The organism is Pseudomonas sp. BN414 (assembly GCF_029871275.1).
GTDB classification, from domain to species: Bacteria; Pseudomonadota; Gammaproteobacteria; order Pseudomonadales; family Pseudomonadaceae; genus Metapseudomonas; species Metapseudomonas resinovorans_C.
In genome coordinates this window covers 1-16,870 of the sequence record NZ_SSOL01000055.1, presented here as the reverse complement: position 1 = coordinate 16,870, position 16,870 = coordinate 1, and the positions used below count along the sequence as shown (strand labels likewise).

The 16,870-nt window shown below is 63.0% G+C and carries 16 protein-coding genes; 1 reads left to right on the top strand and 15 read right to left on the bottom strand.

Annotated elements, in window-relative coordinates:
• Nucleotides 1-11: 11 nt before the first annotated feature.
• The 15 genes from E8E95_RS11570 to E8E95_RS11500 form a co-directional block, all read right to left on the bottom strand.
• Nucleotides 12-1,649, bottom strand: coding sequence for an NAD(P)/FAD-dependent oxidoreductase (locus E8E95_RS11570; RefSeq protein ID WP_280350153.1), 1,638 nt, complete (start codon nucleotides 1,647-1,649; stop codon nucleotides 12-14).
• 188 nt (nucleotides 1,650-1,837) lie between these two features.
• Nucleotides 1,838-2,545 (bottom strand): GntR family transcriptional regulator, encoded by a 708-nt coding sequence (locus E8E95_RS11565; RefSeq protein ID WP_280350151.1) that lies wholly within the window; start codon nucleotides 2,543-2,545, stop codon nucleotides 1,838-1,840.
• 109 nt (nucleotides 2,546-2,654) lie between these two features.
• Nucleotides 2,655-3,419 carry an SDR family oxidoreductase gene (locus E8E95_RS11560; RefSeq protein WP_280350149.1) on the bottom strand — a complete coding sequence of 255 codons (765 nt, stop codon included), beginning with the start codon at nucleotides 3,417-3,419 and terminating at the stop codon, nucleotides 2,655-2,657.
• A 54-nt stretch (nucleotides 3,420-3,473) separates the two neighbouring features.
• Entirely contained in the window at nucleotides 3,474-4,382 is a 909-nt protein-coding gene (locus E8E95_RS11555; RefSeq protein ID WP_280350147.1) for a DMT family transporter, read from the bottom strand.
• Nucleotides 4,383-4,452: 70 nt separating this feature from the next.
• Nucleotides 4,453-5,157: a GntR family transcriptional regulator gene (locus E8E95_RS11550; protein WP_280350145.1), complete on the bottom strand. Its 705-nt coding sequence runs from the start codon at nucleotides 5,155-5,157 to the stop codon at nucleotides 4,453-4,455.
• Nucleotides 5,158-5,240: 83 nt separating this feature from the next.
• Nucleotides 5,241-6,272, bottom strand: coding sequence for a proline racemase family protein (locus E8E95_RS11545; protein ID WP_280350143.1), 1,032 nt, complete (start codon nucleotides 6,270-6,272; stop codon nucleotides 5,241-5,243).
• Between the two features lie 10 nt (nucleotides 6,273-6,282).
• Complete coding sequence (locus E8E95_RS11540; RefSeq protein ID WP_280350141.1) at nucleotides 6,283-7,764, bottom strand: aldehyde dehydrogenase family protein; 1,482 nt, start codon at nucleotides 7,762-7,764, stop codon at nucleotides 6,283-6,285.
• A complete protein-coding gene (locus E8E95_RS11535; protein ID WP_280350139.1) occupies nucleotides 7,761-9,035 on the bottom strand; it encodes an FAD-dependent oxidoreductase in 1,275 nt (424 codons plus the stop codon). The genes E8E95_RS11540 and E8E95_RS11535 overlap by 4 nt, the downstream gene beginning before the upstream one ends.
• Nucleotides 9,032-10,063 (bottom strand): 4-hydroxyproline epimerase, encoded by a 1,032-nt coding sequence (locus E8E95_RS11530; protein ID WP_280350136.1) that lies wholly within the window; start codon nucleotides 10,061-10,063, stop codon nucleotides 9,032-9,034. The genes E8E95_RS11535 and E8E95_RS11530 overlap by 4 nt, the downstream gene beginning before the upstream one ends.
• A 56-nt stretch (nucleotides 10,064-10,119) precedes the next feature.
• Nucleotides 10,120-10,998, bottom strand: a complete 879-nt coding sequence (gene dapA, locus E8E95_RS11525) for a 4-hydroxy-tetrahydrodipicolinate synthase (RefSeq protein ID WP_280350133.1) — start codon at nucleotides 10,996-10,998, stop codon at nucleotides 10,120-10,122.
• A 37-nt stretch (nucleotides 10,999-11,035) separates the two neighbouring features.
• Nucleotides 11,036-11,701, bottom strand: a complete 666-nt coding sequence (locus E8E95_RS11520) for an amino acid ABC transporter permease (protein WP_280350131.1) — start codon at nucleotides 11,699-11,701, stop codon at nucleotides 11,036-11,038.
• Nucleotides 11,702-11,711: 10 nt separating this feature from the next.
• Entirely contained in the window at nucleotides 11,712-12,383 is a 672-nt protein-coding gene (locus tag E8E95_RS11515; RefSeq protein ID WP_280350129.1) for an amino acid ABC transporter permease, read from the bottom strand.
• 10 nt (nucleotides 12,384-12,393) lie between these two features.
• The gene (locus E8E95_RS11510) at nucleotides 12,394-13,215 is read right to left on the bottom strand and encodes an amino acid ABC transporter ATP-binding protein (RefSeq protein WP_280350127.1); all 822 of its coding nucleotides are present in this window, start codon (nucleotides 13,213-13,215) and stop codon (nucleotides 12,394-12,396) included.
• A gap of 53 nt (nucleotides 13,216-13,268) precedes the next feature.
• Nucleotides 13,269-14,114 (bottom strand): transporter substrate-binding domain-containing protein, encoded by an 846-nt coding sequence (locus E8E95_RS11505; RefSeq protein ID WP_280350125.1) that lies wholly within the window; start codon nucleotides 14,112-14,114, stop codon nucleotides 13,269-13,271.
• A gap of 234 nt (nucleotides 14,115-14,348) precedes the next feature.
• Complete coding sequence (locus E8E95_RS11500; protein WP_280350123.1) at nucleotides 14,349-15,260, bottom strand: LysR family transcriptional regulator; 912 nt, start codon at nucleotides 15,258-15,260, stop codon at nucleotides 14,349-14,351.
• Between the two features lie 115 nt (nucleotides 15,261-15,375).
• On the opposite strand from E8E95_RS11500, the gene E8E95_RS11495 reads away from it, so the two are divergent.
• The coding region (locus tag E8E95_RS11495) for a CoA-acylating methylmalonate-semialdehyde dehydrogenase (protein WP_280348325.1) at nucleotides 15,376-16,870 on the top strand (1,495 nt) is incomplete at its 3' end.

Sequence of the window (16,870 nt, the reverse complement as noted above, 5' to 3'; positions counted from 1 at the left end):
CGATCTTGCGCTCAGTGAGGCTGCGCTTCGGTCTTGTTCAGTTCGGAGAGCAGCGACTTGGCTACCGCTTCGGCAACTTTGATGCCATCCACGCCGGCAGACAGGATGCCACCGGCATAACCGGCGCCCTCACCGGCCGGATACAGGCCGCGCAGGTTGAGGCTCTGCAATGTCTCGTTGTCGCGAGTGATGCGCACCGGCGAGGAGGTGCGGGTTTCGATACCGGTGAGCACGGCATCATCGCGATCGAAACCGCGAATCTGCTTGCCGAACGCCGGCAGCGCCTCACGGATCGCCTCAATCACGTAATCCGGCAGCGAAGGCGCGAGATCGCCCAGTCGTACACCGGGTTTGTAGGAGGGTTCCACCTCGCCGAACTCGGTCGACGGCACGCCGCGAATGAAGTCGCCCACCAGTTGCGCGGGCGCACAGTAATCGCTGCCACCCAGTTCGTAGGCGCGGGATTCCAGACGCTCCTGCAAATCCACGCCGGCCAGCGCATCACCCGGGAAATCCTGCTCGGGGTTGATCCCGACAACGATGCCGGCATTCGCATTGCGTTCGTTGCGGGAGTACTGGCTCATGCCGTTGGTGACGACGCGACCCGGCTCGGAAGTGGCCGCCACCACAGTGCCGCCGGGGCACATGCAGAAGCTGTAGACGGCGCGGCCGTTCTTGGCGTGATGCACCAGCTTGTAGTCGGCAGCGCCAAGCTCGGGATGGCCGGCGTATTTGCCCAAGCGGGCCTGGTCGATCAGGCCTTGCGGATGTTCGATGCGGAAACCGACGGCGAAGGGTTTGGCCTCGATGAACACGTCCTGCCGTTGCAGCATGCGGAAGGTATCGCGGGAACTGTGGCCCAGCGCCAGCACCACATGGCGACTGCGGATGGTTTCACCGTTCGCCAGCATCACGCCTTCGAGCTGGCCATCGTCGATCAGCAGATCGGTGACCTTGCTTTCAAAGCGCACCTCGCCACCGAGGGCGATGATCTCCTCGCGCATGGCGGAAACCACGCCGGTGAGACGGAAGGTGCCGATGTGCGGCTTGCTGACGTACATGATCTCGTCCGGCGCACCGGCGCGGACGAACTCGTGCATCACCTTGCGGGCGTAGAACTTGGGGTCCTTGATCTGGCTGTAGAGCTTGCCGTCCGAGAACAGACCCGCACCACCCTCGCCGAACTGCACGTTGGATTCCGGCGTCAGGACCTTTTTGCGCCACAGGGCCCAGGTGTCCTTGGTACGGCTGCGCACATCCTTGCCGCGCTCCAGCACGATGGGTTTGAACCCCATCTGTGCGAGCAACAACGCTGCGAACAAGCCGCAGGGACCAAAGCCCACGACCAGCGGCCGCTCGCTCAAATCGGCTGGCGCCTGTCCGACTGGGTAGTAGTTGGTGTCCGGGGCCGGCCGTACGTTCTGGTCATCGGCGAAGCGCGCCAGGATCGCCGCCTCGTCGCGAGCCTCCAGGTCGATGATGTAGATGAACAGAATGACGCTGTTTTTCTTGCGGGCATCGTAGCTGCGCTTGAACACGGTGAAATTCAGCAGATCGGCGTCGCTGATATTCAGGCGTTTGACGATGGCCGTGCGCAGTTCATCGGCGGAGTGATCGAGGGGCAGAGACAGTTCGTTGATGCGAATCATGGCGGTAATCCTGGCCGGTGACTCCGGCAAAGGAAGCAACAGAGGGGGGAGTAAGGCGCGAATTGTACTCGCCACCGCCCGCCCCTGTCAGGCCTGGCGACATTAACCTGCCCAGTGCCATCGGCTCATAAACGCCGTTTTTTTGCGTCCGACGCCGGCGGGATCGCCGCCAGTTCCGTCTTGCCGAACTACGAAATCCGCATCTGGGACGTCAGGTTTTGCTGCATGAAATCGAGGAACCTGCGCTGGAACAGCATGGTGTGTTCGTGCGCGGCGTTCTCCGCGGCGTCCGCATCGCGCGCGGCGATGGCTTCGACGATGTCCTCGTGGTCCCGGCCCAGGCCCGATGAGGTCGCGGCGCTGACGATGAAATCGAAGTGCAGGTGCAGCAGCCGCTGCCCCTCGCCGAGGAGCTTCTCGTAGTAGCTGGTCAGGTAGGGGTTCTTGCCGGCGCGGGCGATTTCCATGTGGAGCGTCTTGTTCAGCTCCGTCATGGCCTGAAAGTCACCCTTGCTGATGGACTCCATGTAGGCCTCTTCCGCCGCACGGATTTGGGCCATGTCCTCGTCCGTACGTTGCAGGGCCGCCAATCGGGTGACCGCACGCTGGATCAGATCCAGTGCCGACACGTAGTTTGGAAACTCTTCGATTTCGAACGGCGTCACCAGGGTGGTGCGGTTCGGCAGAATCGTCACCAGGCCTTCGGTGATCAGGCGGGCCAGGGCGTCGCGCACCGGAGAGCGCGAAAGACCGAACTGGGCGGCAAGGGAAACCTCATCCAACGGAGCGCCTGGCTTGAGCTTCAGCGTGAGGATCTGCTTGCGCAGTTCTTCGTAGATGTATCGCCCGCCATGACGACGGCCATTGCTTTCCGGCTCTACTGGATCGTTACTCATCAGGCACCCTGTTCATCTTGTCAGGCACGACAGCGCCCGGTAGTGGGGCAAGAGTAACTCAGCTCACATAGAGGCGACTATTGCGCCGAACGCGCGGCGGGCGGCCCCGTCAGCGAATGTAACTCCCACCATTCACATCGAGTGTCGCGCCATTCAGCGACAACTGCGATGGCCGCAGGACGAATGAAACGAGCTCCGCGATCTCTGCCGGCTCGGCCATTTCGCCAATCGGGATATCGGCCACGGCAGCAGCTTTGCCGTTCTTAGCGATATACGCCTCGGCCATCTCTGTACGAACCCATCCAGGGGCTATGGCAACCGCGAAAATGCCCTCACGACCAAAACTCACAGCGATCGACTTGGTGAGGTTCACCAGGGCGGCTTTCGTTGCGCCATAAGGCATCGCGTTTGCCGCGTAACCTCGCTGCCCCGCCCGACTGGCCATGTTGACGATCTTGCCGCCGCCATGTGCCCTGAAATGCTGGATCGCCTGCTTGCAGAGATCCGCAGCAGCGAAGAAGTTGACCTGGAACTCTCTCATCCAGGTCGCCTTCCACACCTCGGGCTCCGCATCGACGGAGACTTCGCTCCGGATGCCCGCGTTATTGACCAGAGCATGGATTCGGCCGGAAACCTGCGCTTGCTGCCACAGCTGGAAGGGACCGTCGGCAGTCGAAAGGTCCGCCTGGAGGATGGTTCCCTTGCCCGAAATCCGATCAAGCAACTCTTCGGCAGCGGTTTTGTCACGACCGTAATGGATCAGGGGCCAGGCCCCTTCCTCAACGAGCTGCTCGACGATAGCTGCGCCAATTCCGCCAGTCCCCCCGGTAACCAGCACACGCTGTCCATGAAGCGATTTCGAAGCCGAGGTCATAGGGATTCCTCTCCAGAGCATAAGACCATCAGAAAGTAACCGCCTGGCCGAGACTCAATCCTGGCGGCGGTAGGCCAGCAGCACGATGCCCGTGACGACCATCCCCCCGCCAACCAGCTGCAGCGCACTGAGCTTCTGATCGAGGATCAACCAGCCAAACATCAGACCCGCTACCGGTTCCACATTCATTACGGGGGCATTGCGCGCGATGTCCAGCCTGGGCATGAAAATGAACAGCGTGGAAAAGGCCGCTCCATAAAGCACCACCAGGAACGACAAGGCGAGCCAGCCACCGGCCGACGCTGGGACGGACAACCCGCCCGGCACGACATTCGCCGCGCTGGCCAGAAGGGCGACGATGAAAACCAGCGCCATGGTCAGCATGCTGCGCACGGTACCGGCCATGCCCGACAGGCGATTCTCGGAAACCCACATGGCGGCGCCGAACACCGCTGCGCCTACCAGGCTGAACAGCACGCCCTCGATCCAGCGCTTGTCGAACTGACCTTGCCCGGCCAGGAGGGTCGGCACATCCAGAGCAATCAGCAGACCGCCGAGAATACCGGCCATCAGCACTACCGAACGACGAGTCGGTGCGGGTCCACCCAGGACATAGGTGAACAGGGCCAGGAATACCGGCGAGAGATTGACCACGAGCAATGCCAGGCCGACAGGAATTCGCGCCACCGCCGAGTAGATGCAGAAGCTCTGGAAACCTATCAGGCATCCCATCAACAACTGCCAGCTGGCCATCGCTTTCCCGAGGCGAACGGATTCCCGCTTCAGGAATACAAGAATACCCAGCACCAGCGTGGTGACGCCGGAACGGCAGAGGATCGCCAGGAGCAATCCAGCGCCGTCATCGAAGGCGATGCGGGCAGCGATATGGTTACCGGCAAAGGCGCAGGCCAACCCGGCAAGAAGCAGGACCGCGGTGTGCCGCGGGAAGAGCTGGGTTCGCATAGGGTAAGGGCCGTGATGATCGGTAGGCGAATCGGTCCGTAGCGCAACCACGCAGGGGCCGCGTCACGCATTACAGAATCGAGATGTTCTTCGTCAGGTTCTGCTTCATGAATTCCAGGAAGCGATCACGGAAGAGCAACGTATGTTCGTGCGATGCGGCTTCCGCTTCGTCAGCCTGCCTGTTCGCAATGGCCTCGATCATCTTGTCGTGATCCTCATCCGGGCGGGTCATTTGCGAACTGACGATGAAATCGAAATGCAGGTGAAGCAGTCGCTGCCCCTCCCCCAGCAGTTTTTCGTAATAGCTCGTGAGATAGGGGTTGCGGCCTGCCCTGGCGATCTCCAGGTGGAACGCCTTGTTTCGCTCGGACATCTCCTGGAAGCTGCCCAGCCCCAGCGCCCGGATGTACGCCGTATTGGCCTCGCGGATGCGGTCGAGGTCCTGTTCAGTCCTGTTGATCGCCGCAAGACGGGTCACTGCACGCTGGGTCAGGTCCAACGCCGCGATGTACTTGGGAAACTCCTCGATCTCGAACGGCGTCACCAGGGTCGTGCGGTTCGGCAGGATGGTGACCAGGCCTTCACTGATCAGCCGCGCCAGCGCATCCCGGACCGGAGAACGCGAAACACCGAACTGCGCCGCCAGCGACACCTCGTCCAGCTGCGCACCAGGCTTGAGCTGCAACGTCAGGATCTGCTTGCGCAGCTCTTCGTAGATGTAGCGACCGCCATGTCGCTTCCCACCGTTTTCCGCTTCTAACGTCACTACACCCATGGCAATGATCTCGATGGTTCGAGCGAGCCCCGCGGCCCGCCCGGTGGGAACGGTTCACCCGTCCGGAACAGAAACGCAGGTGTTCACTTGTCAGGGAAAGCAGGCCCCCAGGTGTCACTCAGCATGAAACCAGCCGCCAGAGGATCATCCGGGTCCACCCCCAACTGCTGGATACCGTAGATCCAGGCACGCCCCGTCACCCGTGGCAGCACGGCGGACCTGCCCGCAACATCGGTACGCCCGAGCAACTGGACCTGGAACTCCCCGTTGATGGTGGAGCGGGAAACCAATTGGTCGCCCTCCTCCACCAGCCCCCGCGCCGCCAGCGTGGCCAGGTTGGCCGAGCTGCCGGTGCCACAGGGGGAACGGTCCACCCGGCCCGGCGGCAAAGTGGTGCAGGTCTGGTAGGTACGGTCGTCGACGCGATTGCGGAACATCACGTAGGCGACGTCGTTGATCGCCTCGAACAACGGATGCTGGACACTGACCTGGCGGTTGATGATGTCCTTGAGTGCGACACCGGCGGCGGCCAGTTCCCGCGCATTCTCGGGGGCGATGCTCAGCCCCACCTGGTCCACGTCCACCAGGGCGTAGTACACACCACCAAAGGCGATGTCCGCCTTGATGGTGCCGAACGCCTCCGTTTCGATGGCCACGTCCAGGTGCTCGACGAAGGCCGGCACCATGTCCAGCGACACACTCAGGCAACGACCATCCTCACAACGCGCCTTCGCCGTCACCAGGCCGGCCGGCGTGTCGAGCACCACGGTGGTTTCCGGCTCCTGCATCGGCAGCATGCCGAGTTCGAGCAGCGCGGTGACCACACAGATGCAGTTGCTGCCGGACATGGGATGGGCCTTGTCAGCCTGCAGGACGATGAACCCGGCTTGGGCTTCCGGCCGCGTCGGCGGCAGCAGCAGGTTCACCGACATCTGCAGGCAGCCGCGCGGTTCCAGCGTCACCAGGCGTCGCAGGCTGTCGTCCACTTCGTTGATGTAATTCATCTTGTCCAGCATGGTCTCCCCGGGAATTCCGACGACACCCCCGGTAATGACCTTGCCGATCTCGCCTTCGCAGTGGACATCCACCAGCTGCAGCGTTTTCTTCCAGCGCATGGCGGTTACCTCACTTGATGTACCAGCCCCAGGGCTGCTCGCTGTCGTAGCGGGTGATCTGCTTGGTTTCCAGGTAGTTGTTCAGCCCCCATTCACCGAGCTCACGGCCGATGCCGCTCTGCTTGTATCCACCCCAGGGCGCCTCGGTGAAGGTGGGCTGCGAACAGTTGACCCAGACGATGCCGGCACGCAGCTTGCGGGCGACGCGCTCAGCGCGCGCCAGGTCTTTCGACATCACGGCGGCGGCCAGGCCGAAGCGTGAATCGTTGGCCGAACGCAGGGCCTCGGCTTCATTGTCGAAGGGACGAATGCAGACCACCGGCCCAAAGATCTCCTCGTTCCAGATCCAGCTGTTTTCCGGCACGTCGGCAAAGATGGTCGGTTGCAGATAGAAGCCCTGATCGAAGCCACTCGGACGCTCGCCACCGTAAACCAGTTGCGCGCCTTCCTCGCGGCCGCGCGCGATGGCGGCGCGAACCTTGTCGTACTGGCCCTTGTTCACCAGCGGACCGAGCAGTACGCCCTCCTCCAGGCCGTTGCCGATGCGGACCTTCTCGGCCTCTTCCTTCAGACGCTTGAGCAGCGGCTCGTAGAGCTCGCGCTGGACCAGCACGCGGGACGTGGCGGAGCAGACCTGGCCCTGGTTCCAGAAGATGCCGAACATGATCCATTCGACGGCCGCTTCGACATCGCTGTCCGCGAAGACGATGAAGGGCGACTTGCCGCCCAGCTCCAGGCTGATGTTTTTGATGTCCTTGGCGGCGGCCTGCATGATGCGGCTGCCGGTGGGCACGCTGCCGGTGAAGGCCAGTTTGTCGATGCCGGGGTGTTCCGCCAGCGGCGCACCGGCATCCGGGCCCATGCCCGTCACCACATTCAGTACACCGGCCGGCAGCCCGGCCTTGTCGGCAATACGGGCCAGTTCCAGCGCGGTCAGCGGTGTCAGCTCGGAGGGCTTGAGCACCATGCTGCAGCCAGCGGCGAGCGCCGGAGCCACTTTCCAGGCGGCCATCAGCATCGGGAAATTCCAGGGAATGATCGCGCCGGCGACGCCAACCGGCTCCTTGCGGGCCACCGAGCTGAAGCGTTCGTCGGCCAGGGCTACTTGTTGCTCCACATGGCTGTCCAGGTCCTCGGCGAGGTCCGCGTAGAAGTCGAAGCAGCCGGCGGTATCGCCAATGTCCCAGAGTGCTTCGGGCAGCGGTTTGCCATTGTCGCGAACCTCCAGCTCGGCCAGTTCCTGCTGGCGGTCGCGGATGCCCTGGGCGATGCGGCGCAGCACGGCGGCACGCGCCGAGCCACTCATCTGTGGCCAGGGCCCCTCATCGAACGCCTGGCGAGCGGCTTTCACCGCCAGGTCTACGTCCTCAGCGGTGGCGGCCGCGACGCGAGCGATCAGAACCTCACTGCTCGGATCGACGGTTTCGAAGGTGCCACCTTTGACCGGAGCAACCCACTGGCCATTGATGTAGAGCTGGTCGTACGAAGTCATGCGAGTCCTCCAATGAAGGCGAAGCGATTAGCGCTGAAGGGGGTCAAGTCCTGGGCGGGCCGCCGTCCAGCGACCAGATCGGCGATCAGGCGCCCGGTGGTGGCGCCAAGTGTCAGGCCAAGCTGGCCGTGGCCGAAGGCCATGAAGACGTTGCCAAGCCGAGCGGAGCGGTCGATGACCGGTTTGGTATCCGGCAGGAATGGGCGATAGCCGACGCCGTACTCGAAGTTGCTGTCCTGCAGCTGCGGCAGGATTCGCCGGGCCTTCTCCAGGATGATGTCGGCGCGCTTGAAATTGGGTTCGGCGTTGGGGCCGGCGAATTCGATGGTGCCGCCAATCTGCAAGCCGCGAGTCATCGGGCTGAAGCAGAAGCCGCCGTCGGCGTAGATCACCGAATGGCGGATCTCCACACCTGGTTTGGGCAGGACCACCTGGTACCCGGCTATTCCGGCCAGGGGAATGTCCACACCCAGTTGCGAAAAGAACTGACGGGAGCCAGTGCCTGCCGCCACCACCACATGGTCGGCCGGCAGGCGCGTACCGGTGCCGAGCGTGACGCCGGTGGCGCGATCCGCCAAGCTGTCGATGCGTTTCACCTGGTCACGGACGCGTACGCCGCCCTGGTCGATGAAGCTCTGGGTCAGCGCCGCTATGAATCCTTCGGTATCGCTGACCGCCCGCCAGTCCGGGAACAGCAAGCCATGCTTGAACTTGCCCGCCAACGCCGGCTCCAGATCGGCAATGGCTGCAGCATCCAGCTCTTCCGAACTGAAGCCCAGAGACTTGCGTAGTTCCAAGTGCGGACGCTCATGAATGACGCCGGCGGGAGAGTCGAATACCTCGATAATCGGACGATCACCCAGCAGATTCTTGTCAGGACATACAGCCAACAGCGGCGCATAATCCTCGTACACGTTCTCGGTCAGGGTGGTCATCGCTTCCGCGATCTCGACGATCTTCGCGTGACGGGCACAGGAGACGAAGCGCAGGAACCACGGCAGGATGCCCGGCAGCGCGCTGGGGCGCAGCGCCAGGGGGCCTTTCTGGTCCAGCAGCCAGGACGGGATTTTCCTGAGAATGCCAGGTTTGGAAAGCGGGATGACCTCGCTCACCGCCATCTGGCCACAGCTCCACTTCGCCGTGCTGTCACCCGGCGCGGCCGGGTCTACCAGGGTGACCTGGTAGCCTTCGCGCTGCAGGTAAAGGGCACAGCAGACGCCGACGATGCCACCACCGATAACGATGGCCGACTGGCTTTGCTGAGCGTTCATGCAGCCCCCTTGTTGCCAACGAAATCGCCCAGGGAGAATCCGTCCCAGTACGGTTGCGTGTCATCCGCGTAGAACTCGGCGCGTCCGGTAATCCAGGCGCTGCCTTCGATGCTCGGATAAACAGCCGCAGCTCCATTGGACAGCGTGGTAGTGGCCTCAGCCCGGCCGGTGAAGCGGCTGCCGATAATGCTCTCGTGACGGAACGCTTCTCCTTCGGCCAGCCAGCCGCGCGCAAAACGCTGGGCGACGCGGGCGGACGTACCGGTGCCGCAGGGTGAACGGTCCACCAGGCTGTCGCCGGCGATCACGACGGCACGCCCATGGGAGTCCTTGGCCAGTGGATGGCCGGTCCACATGCAGTGCTTCACGCCGCGAATCGAGGCATCGTCCGGGTGCACGACATCGAAATTGGCATTGACCAGGCGCTGCACTTCCCTGCCCCACTCCAGCAGCTGCTCGGGGGTGAAGTGCTCGCAGCCGGCGTAGTTGGCCTGGACTTCGATGATGGGATAGAAGTTGCCGCCGTAGGCGATGTCGAGCTTCAGCTTGCCCAGTTGCGGCAGGAAGATCTGCACGTCCTGGTACAGCAGGAAGCCTGGCACGTTGGTAAAGCGCACCGACGTGATCTTGTCGCCCTGCTGCTCGTAGCGGGCACGAATCTGGCCGGCCGGAACATCCACCACCACCTGGCCCGGTGTTTTCGGCTTCACCAGCCCTGCTTCCAGGGCAAAGGTGATGGAGCCGAGCGTCGCGTGACCGCACATCGGCAAGCAGCCGGAAGTCTCGATGAACAACAGACTGAAATCGGCCTCGGCGCTGACTGGGGGATAAAAGAGGGTTCCCGACATGTGCGAATGGCCTCGGGGCTCCAGCATCAGGGCACGACGAACCCAGTCGAATTCTTCGATGAAATGCCGACGCCGCTCGCTCATGGTGGCGCCGTGCAGCTCCGGCGCACCGCCCACCACCATGCGCACCGGCATGCCTTCGGTGTGGCCTTCGATACAGGTGAAAACTTGGCTGGTCATCTCTGCTCTCTCGATAATCGGCATCGACTCCATTTGGAGCCGATGCCGGCTTGGGGTCAACGCTGGGAAGCTTCGAACACCTTGCGGAATTCGGCCTTTTCGTCGTCGGTCAGCGGCTGCAGCGGCATGCGCGCGTTACCGGCGTTGAAACCAGCCAGTTCACAGCCGTACTTCACCTTCTGGATGAACTTGCCGGACTCCATGCTGGCCATTACCGGGAACAGCGAGCGCATCACCGCCTGGGCGCCGGCCAGGTCGCCAGCCTCGTACTTGCGATAGAAGTCCACCACCTGATCCGGGAAGCAGTTGGCCGGGCCGCAGATCCAGCTGCTGGCACCCCACAGGAAGAAGTCCAGGGCCTGGTCGTCGGAGCCGCAGGACAGCTGGTAGTTGTCCTTGTAGGTATTGCCGATCTCGATGGCGCGCAGCAGGTTGCCGCTGCTTTCCTTGATGGCGATCACGCGCGGGTGGTTCTTGAAGGCTTCCAGCACTTCGAAGCCGACTTCCACGTTGGTGCGCACCGGGTAGTTGTAGAGCACCACGTTCACGTCCGGTACGGCATCGAGGATCGCCTGATAGTGGCCGATCAGCTCCTGCTGGGACGGCAGCGCGTAGTACGGCGGGGCAATCAGGACGTTGCTGTAGCCGGCGTCGCGAGTCTGCTTGACCTGCTCGATCACTTCGCGGGTGCAGGAACCGTTGGCGCCAGCGATGAGCACGCCACGATCCGCCACCACTTCTTTCACGGTCGCCATGACCTGGCGACGCTCGTCGTTGGTCAGCGCGTAGTACTCGCCGGTGGAGCCCAACGGAACGAAACCACTGACGCCGGCGTTCAGCTGGTACTCGATGATGGCTGCCAGGGTTTCGTGATCGACCGCGCCGGACTTGTCGAAGGGCGTGACGAGGGCGGGCAGGATGCCTTTCAGTTGCATGTTGAACTCTCCAGGAAGGGCTTTTTTGTGAGGGGGGTTAGTAGGCGTAGCGCCGGAGCATCCGGGCTTCGACCACGCCGACCATGCGGGTCAGCGGGAAAGCCACGAGGAAGTAGATGACGGCGACGGCGGAGAGGAACTCGACCGGCCGGGCCGTGCTGTTGGAAATGTTCTGGCCGACGAACATCAGGTCAGCGATGCCCACCGAGGAGATCAGGGCGCTCTCCTTGAACAGGCTGACCACGTTCGACAGCAGCGGCGGAATGGCGCGCAGCAGTGCCTGCGGGAAGATCACGTAGAGCACCTTCACCCGCGAGGTCAGGCCCAGCGCGGTGCATGCATCGTGCTGTTCACTGGCGATGGACTTCAGCGCGCCCCGGAAGGTCTCGCTGGTGATGGCCGCCATGAACAGGGTCAGTGAGATGATCACGGACACGTACGGCGGGATATCCATGCCGAACACCACCGGGAAGCAGAAGAACACCCAGAACAGCTGAATCAGCAGCGGCGTGCCCCGGAAGAACTCCACATACAGGGTGGTCGGCAGCTTCAGCAGCTTGAGGCGGGACATCCGCAGCAGGCTGAGCACGAAGCCTGCCAGACTGCCGATCACGGCGCAGCCGAGGGTGATGGCGAGGGTCAGCGCCAGGCCCTTGAGCAGGACGTGCCAGTAGGTCAGGACGATGGAGAAATCGATGGTCATGGCGTTCTCCTCAGCGCGCGGCCGCAGCGTCCTGGCGACGCTCGATCAGTTGCACCAACTGGCCGATCGGCAGCGACAGGGCAAAGTAGATGAGGGCGATCACGGTGTAGGTTTCCAGCGGCCGGTAAGCCTCGGTGGCCAGGCTCTTGCCCACGTACATGAGATCGGAGACGGCGACGATGGCGACCAGGGCGCTCTGTTGCAGGGTGCCGATGCCATTGGTCATGAGTACCGGCAAGGCACTGCGCAACGCTTGCGGGAGCACCACGTACAGCGTGCGCTGCCAGGGACGCAGGCCCAGGGCGACGCAAGCATCCAGGTGCTCGCGTGGCACCGCCTGGACACCGGCGCGGTAGGCCTCGGCATTGAATGCGGTGAGGTTCAGACCGAGCGCCAGGAAGCCCATGGCGACGGGATCGATGAACACGTTGAAGAGCATCGGCACGCAGTAGAAGAACCAGACGATCTGCAGCAACGCCGGGGTGCAGCGGAAGAACTCGATGAACAACTGGGCCGGCCAGCGCAGGAAGAACCAGCGGCTCATGGTCAGCAGGCACAGGCCGAAGCCGCAGACCAGGCCAATCATGTTGGAAACCAGCGCCAGCTCCAGCGTCACCTTCAGGCCGTCCCAGAGGACGCCGAAGTTGCCGTTCAGGAAGTGGAAGTCGAATTGGTAGTTCATGGCTTCACCCTCAGTCCAAGTGCAGGACTTTTTCGAGGAACTCCCGGGTACGGGCTTCTTTGGGCTGGGTGAAGATCTGCTCCGGCGGGCCCTGCTCGACCACTTTGCCGTTGGCGCAGAACACCACGCGGGTAGCGATGTGCCGGGCGAAGTGCATGTCATGGGTGACGATGATCATGGCCATCTTCTGTTCGGCCAGTTGCAGCATCACGTTCTGCACTTCGATGACCATTTCCGGGTCGAGCGCGGAGGTCACCTCGTCGAACAGCATCAGCTTGGGTTCCAGCATCAGCGCCCGGGCAATGGCCACCCGCTGCTTCTGGCCGCCGGAAAGCTGGCTGGGATAGGCATTGAGCTTGCTTTCCAGTCCCAAACGCGCCAGGTACACGCGGGCCCTCTCGGTCGCTTCGGCCTTCGACAGGCCATGGACCTTGGTGGGCGCCAGGATCAGGTTGCTGAGCACCGAGAGATGCGGGAACAGGGTGTAGTGCTGGAACACCATGCCGATCTGGTTGCGCAGGCTCTCATTCAGCTTTCCGCGACCACCCGTGCCGTTGATATAGGGCTTGCCCTGAAAGCCGATGGTCCCGCCCTGGATACCTTCCAGCCCCATCAGGACCCGCAGCAGGGAACTCTTGCCGCTGCCGCTCGGGCCGATGATGACCAGCCGATCATCGGCACGCATGTCCAGGTTCATGTTGTCCATCACGACCAACTGCTCGCCATAGGACTTGTGCACGCCGCGAAGCTGAATGAAGTCGCCGGAAGCCGAATTGGAGGCGATCGCAGGCTGGGACTGTGGCTGGGAAGCCACCAGATAGGGGGAATTCATAGGGGGTTCTCCGGGAGGGCCCCTCATCGAGGCCCTCGGGGGTCAACGAGGGATCACTGGGCGGTTTTTTCGGCGGCGTTGGCCTGGAGGGAGGCCTTGTCGACCAGGGCGTCGATTTCGCCGGTCTCGCGGCGCTGGGTGACGTAGATGTTCAACACCTGAAGGTCGGCCGCGCTGGCGTCGCGACGAACACCGAAGGCGACACCCTGTTTGGCCAGGGCCGGTTTGGGCAGGACTTCCTTGGCCCAACCGGCGTTGGCGACAGCGAAGAGGTGGTTGGTGTCGCTGGCATCGACCAGGACATCAGCTCGGCGAGACATCACCGCCAGACGGGTTTCATCCATGCCGGGCAAGCGCATGATCTTGGCGGTCTTCACGGCAGCGGAGATGGCCTTGTCCTGTGCGGTGCCGGACATGACGGCGAAGGTGACGCCTGCCTTGTCATAGTCGGCGATGGTGTTGCCAGCCCCTGTGAGCTTGGGGTTGTCCTTGTTCACCAGCAACGACACCTGGTAGTCGGTGGCCGGTGCCGAGAAGGACACCGCCAGGGCCCGCTCCGGCGTCTGGTTCAGCGCCATGGCCAGGTCCCACTTGCCGCTCTGCAGGCCGGCCACCAGGTTGTCCCAGTTGGTGTCCACGAACTCGACCTTGACCTTCAGCACCTTCTCGCCGAAGTCCCGGCACAGGTCCACGAAGTAGCCGCTGTACTGTCCCGTCGCTGCATCCCGCATGACGTACGGGGCGGCCACGGCTGCACCGCAGCGCAGGACGCCGGCCTTTTGGATGTCTTTCCAGATTTGCGTCTCGGCCGCCTGGACAGGGGCCTGGGTAAGCAATGCGCCGACAGTGGCAACACAAGCGATCACACTGCGGATGGAGCGAGAGAAGAACCGAGCCATTTTGAATCTCTCCGGTAACGTTGTTTTTGTAGGCAGAAGAGTCAGCAATCGATTTTGCGCTGCATGTTGTATTGTGCATTTCAATGTGTGCAGCGATGTATTCAGACTAGGACCGATCAAAAGTTCGTGTCAACACGCGTCTTGGACTTTTTTTCGAAGGAATGACCAAACGGTCACACCCATCCAGTGGATGGGGCGACTGTGCGTATGCAGCGAAGTAAGGTGCGGCGGGGCTTAGCGGGTGTGCTGGAGGGATTCGAGGAAGCGTTCGAGGATGAGGTTCTGTCTGCGCCCTTTGCGGGTCGCAATTGCCAGCTTGGCATCGAAGTACAAGCGCTCTGGGCTCAAGGGCGCCATCAGCCCTTTCTCCACCCAGGTGGCGGCATAGTGATCCGGGAGGAAGCCGATGTAGCTGCCGGTGAGGATCAGGAAGGCAATGCCCTCACGGTCCGTGGCCGATGCGGCGAAGTTCAGCAGTTGGTGCAGGCCAATCGCTTCTGCCGTCATGCGATAGCTGGGGACCACAGCATCCGCGCTCTTCAGTTCCTCGTTGCTGACCCCTGCGGCACGTGCGAACAGGGGGTGCTCATGGCTGCAGTAGAGGTTCGAGCGCTCCTCGTAGAGCAGGCTGTACTCCAGCCCCGACAAGGGGGTGATCAGTGGCACGGCGCCCACATGCAATCGCCCGTCCAGCAGGCCGCGCTCGATTTCGCCGGGGGTACTCATGCTGAGGTTGATGCGCACCCCCGCCCCTTCTGCGCGCACCGCCTTGAGCGCCTGGGTAATGCGCATCCTGGGCTGGGTCACCAGGTTGTTGACGATCCCGACATTGAGATCACCGCGCAGTTGCTGGTGCATCTGGTTGACCTCGCTGCGAAAGCCTTCGATGGCCACCAGCACCGTCTCGCTGGCGCGCAGCACCTCCCTCCCCTCGTCCGTCAGCGCGAAACCGGCCCTGCCGCGCTGACACAGGCGCATGCCGAGGCGCTTCTCCAGGTCGCTCATGTGCAGGCTGATGGCCGAGCGGGTGATTCCCAGTGCGCCTTCGGCAGCCGAAAAACTGCCGCATTCGGCCACTGTTTTGAAAAGCCGCAGCAGACGCAGGTCGAAATCACTGACCTGGCTCAGAGGGGTCTTCTTTGGCATAGGTGAGTTTTCCAGTATCTGAACACAAGAAAATATAGCTTTAACTCACCCACCCACTGACGACAAGCTCGACACCATGTCCCCAGCCCAACGGCATTCACGCCGAGGAGCCTCCATGAGCCTCATCCCGCACCTGATCAACGGCGAACGCATCGACGACCAAGGCCGCACCGCGGACGTGTTCAACCCGTCCACCGGCGAAGCCCACCGCAAGGTCGGCCTGGCCAGCCGCGCCACCATCCAGCAGGCCATCGACGCCGCCAAGGCCGCGTTCCCGGCCTGGCGCAACACCCCGCCGGCCAAGCGCGCCCAGGTGCTGTTCCGCTTCAAGCAACTGCTGGAGCAGAACGAAGCGGTGATCTCCAAGCTGATCGCCGAAGAGCACGGCAAGACCCTGGAAGACGCCGCCGGTGAATTGAAGCGCGGCATCGAGAACGTCGAGTACGCCTGCGCCGCCCCGGAAATCCTCAAGGGCGAATACACCCGCAACGTCGGTCCGAACATCGACGCCTGGAGCGACTTCCAGCCGCTGGGCGTGGTCGCCGGCATCACCCCGTTCAACTTCCCGGCCATGGTGCCGCTGTGGATGTACCCGCTGGCCATCGCCTGCGGCAACACCTTCATCCTCAAGCCCTCCGAGCGTGACCCGAGCTCCACCCTGCTGATCGCCGAGCTGTTCCATCAGGCCGGCCTGCCCAAGGGCGTGCTGAACGTGGTCAACGGCGACAAGGAAGCCGTGGACGCGCTGATCGAAGCCCCGGAAGTGAAGGCCCTGAGCTTCGTCGGCTCTACCCCCATCGCCGAATACATCTACGCCGAAGGCACCAAGCGCGGTAAGCGCGTGCAGGCCCTGGGCGGCGCCAAGAACCACGCTGTGCTGATGCCCGACGCCGACCTCGACAACGCGGTCAGCGCACTGATGGGTGCCGCCTACGGTTCCTGCGGTGAGCGCTGCATGGCCATCTCCGTAGCCGTGTGCGTAGGCGACCAGATCGCCGATGCCCTGGTGGACAAGATCGTTCCGCAGATCAAGGGCCTGAAGATCGGCGCCGGCACCAACTGCGGCCTGGACATGGGCCCGCTGGTCACCGCCGCTGCCCGCGACAAGGTGGTCGGCTACATCGACGACGGCGTCGCTGCCGGCGCCAAGCTGGTGGTGGATGGCCGTGGCTACCGCGTGGCCGGCCATGAAGATGGCTACTTCGTTGGCGGCACCCTGTTCGACCACGTCAAAGCCGACATGCGCATCTACCAGGAAGAAATCTTCGGCCCGGTGCTCTGCATCGTTCGCGTCGGCAGCCTGGAAGACGCCATGCAGCTGATCAACGACCACGAGTACGGCAACGGCACCTGCATCTTCACCCGCGACGGCGAAGCCGCCCGCCTGTTCTGCGACGAGATCGAAGTGGGCATGGTCGGTGTCAACGTGCCGCTGCCGGTCCCGGTGGCCTACCACAGCTTCGGCGGCTGGAAGCGCTCGCTGTTCGGCGACCTCCACGCCTACGGCCCGGACGGCGTGCGCTTCTACACCCGCCGCAAGGCCATCACCCAGCGCTGGCCGCAGCGCGCCAGCCACGAGGCGGCGCAGTTCGCCTTCCCCAGCAACGGCT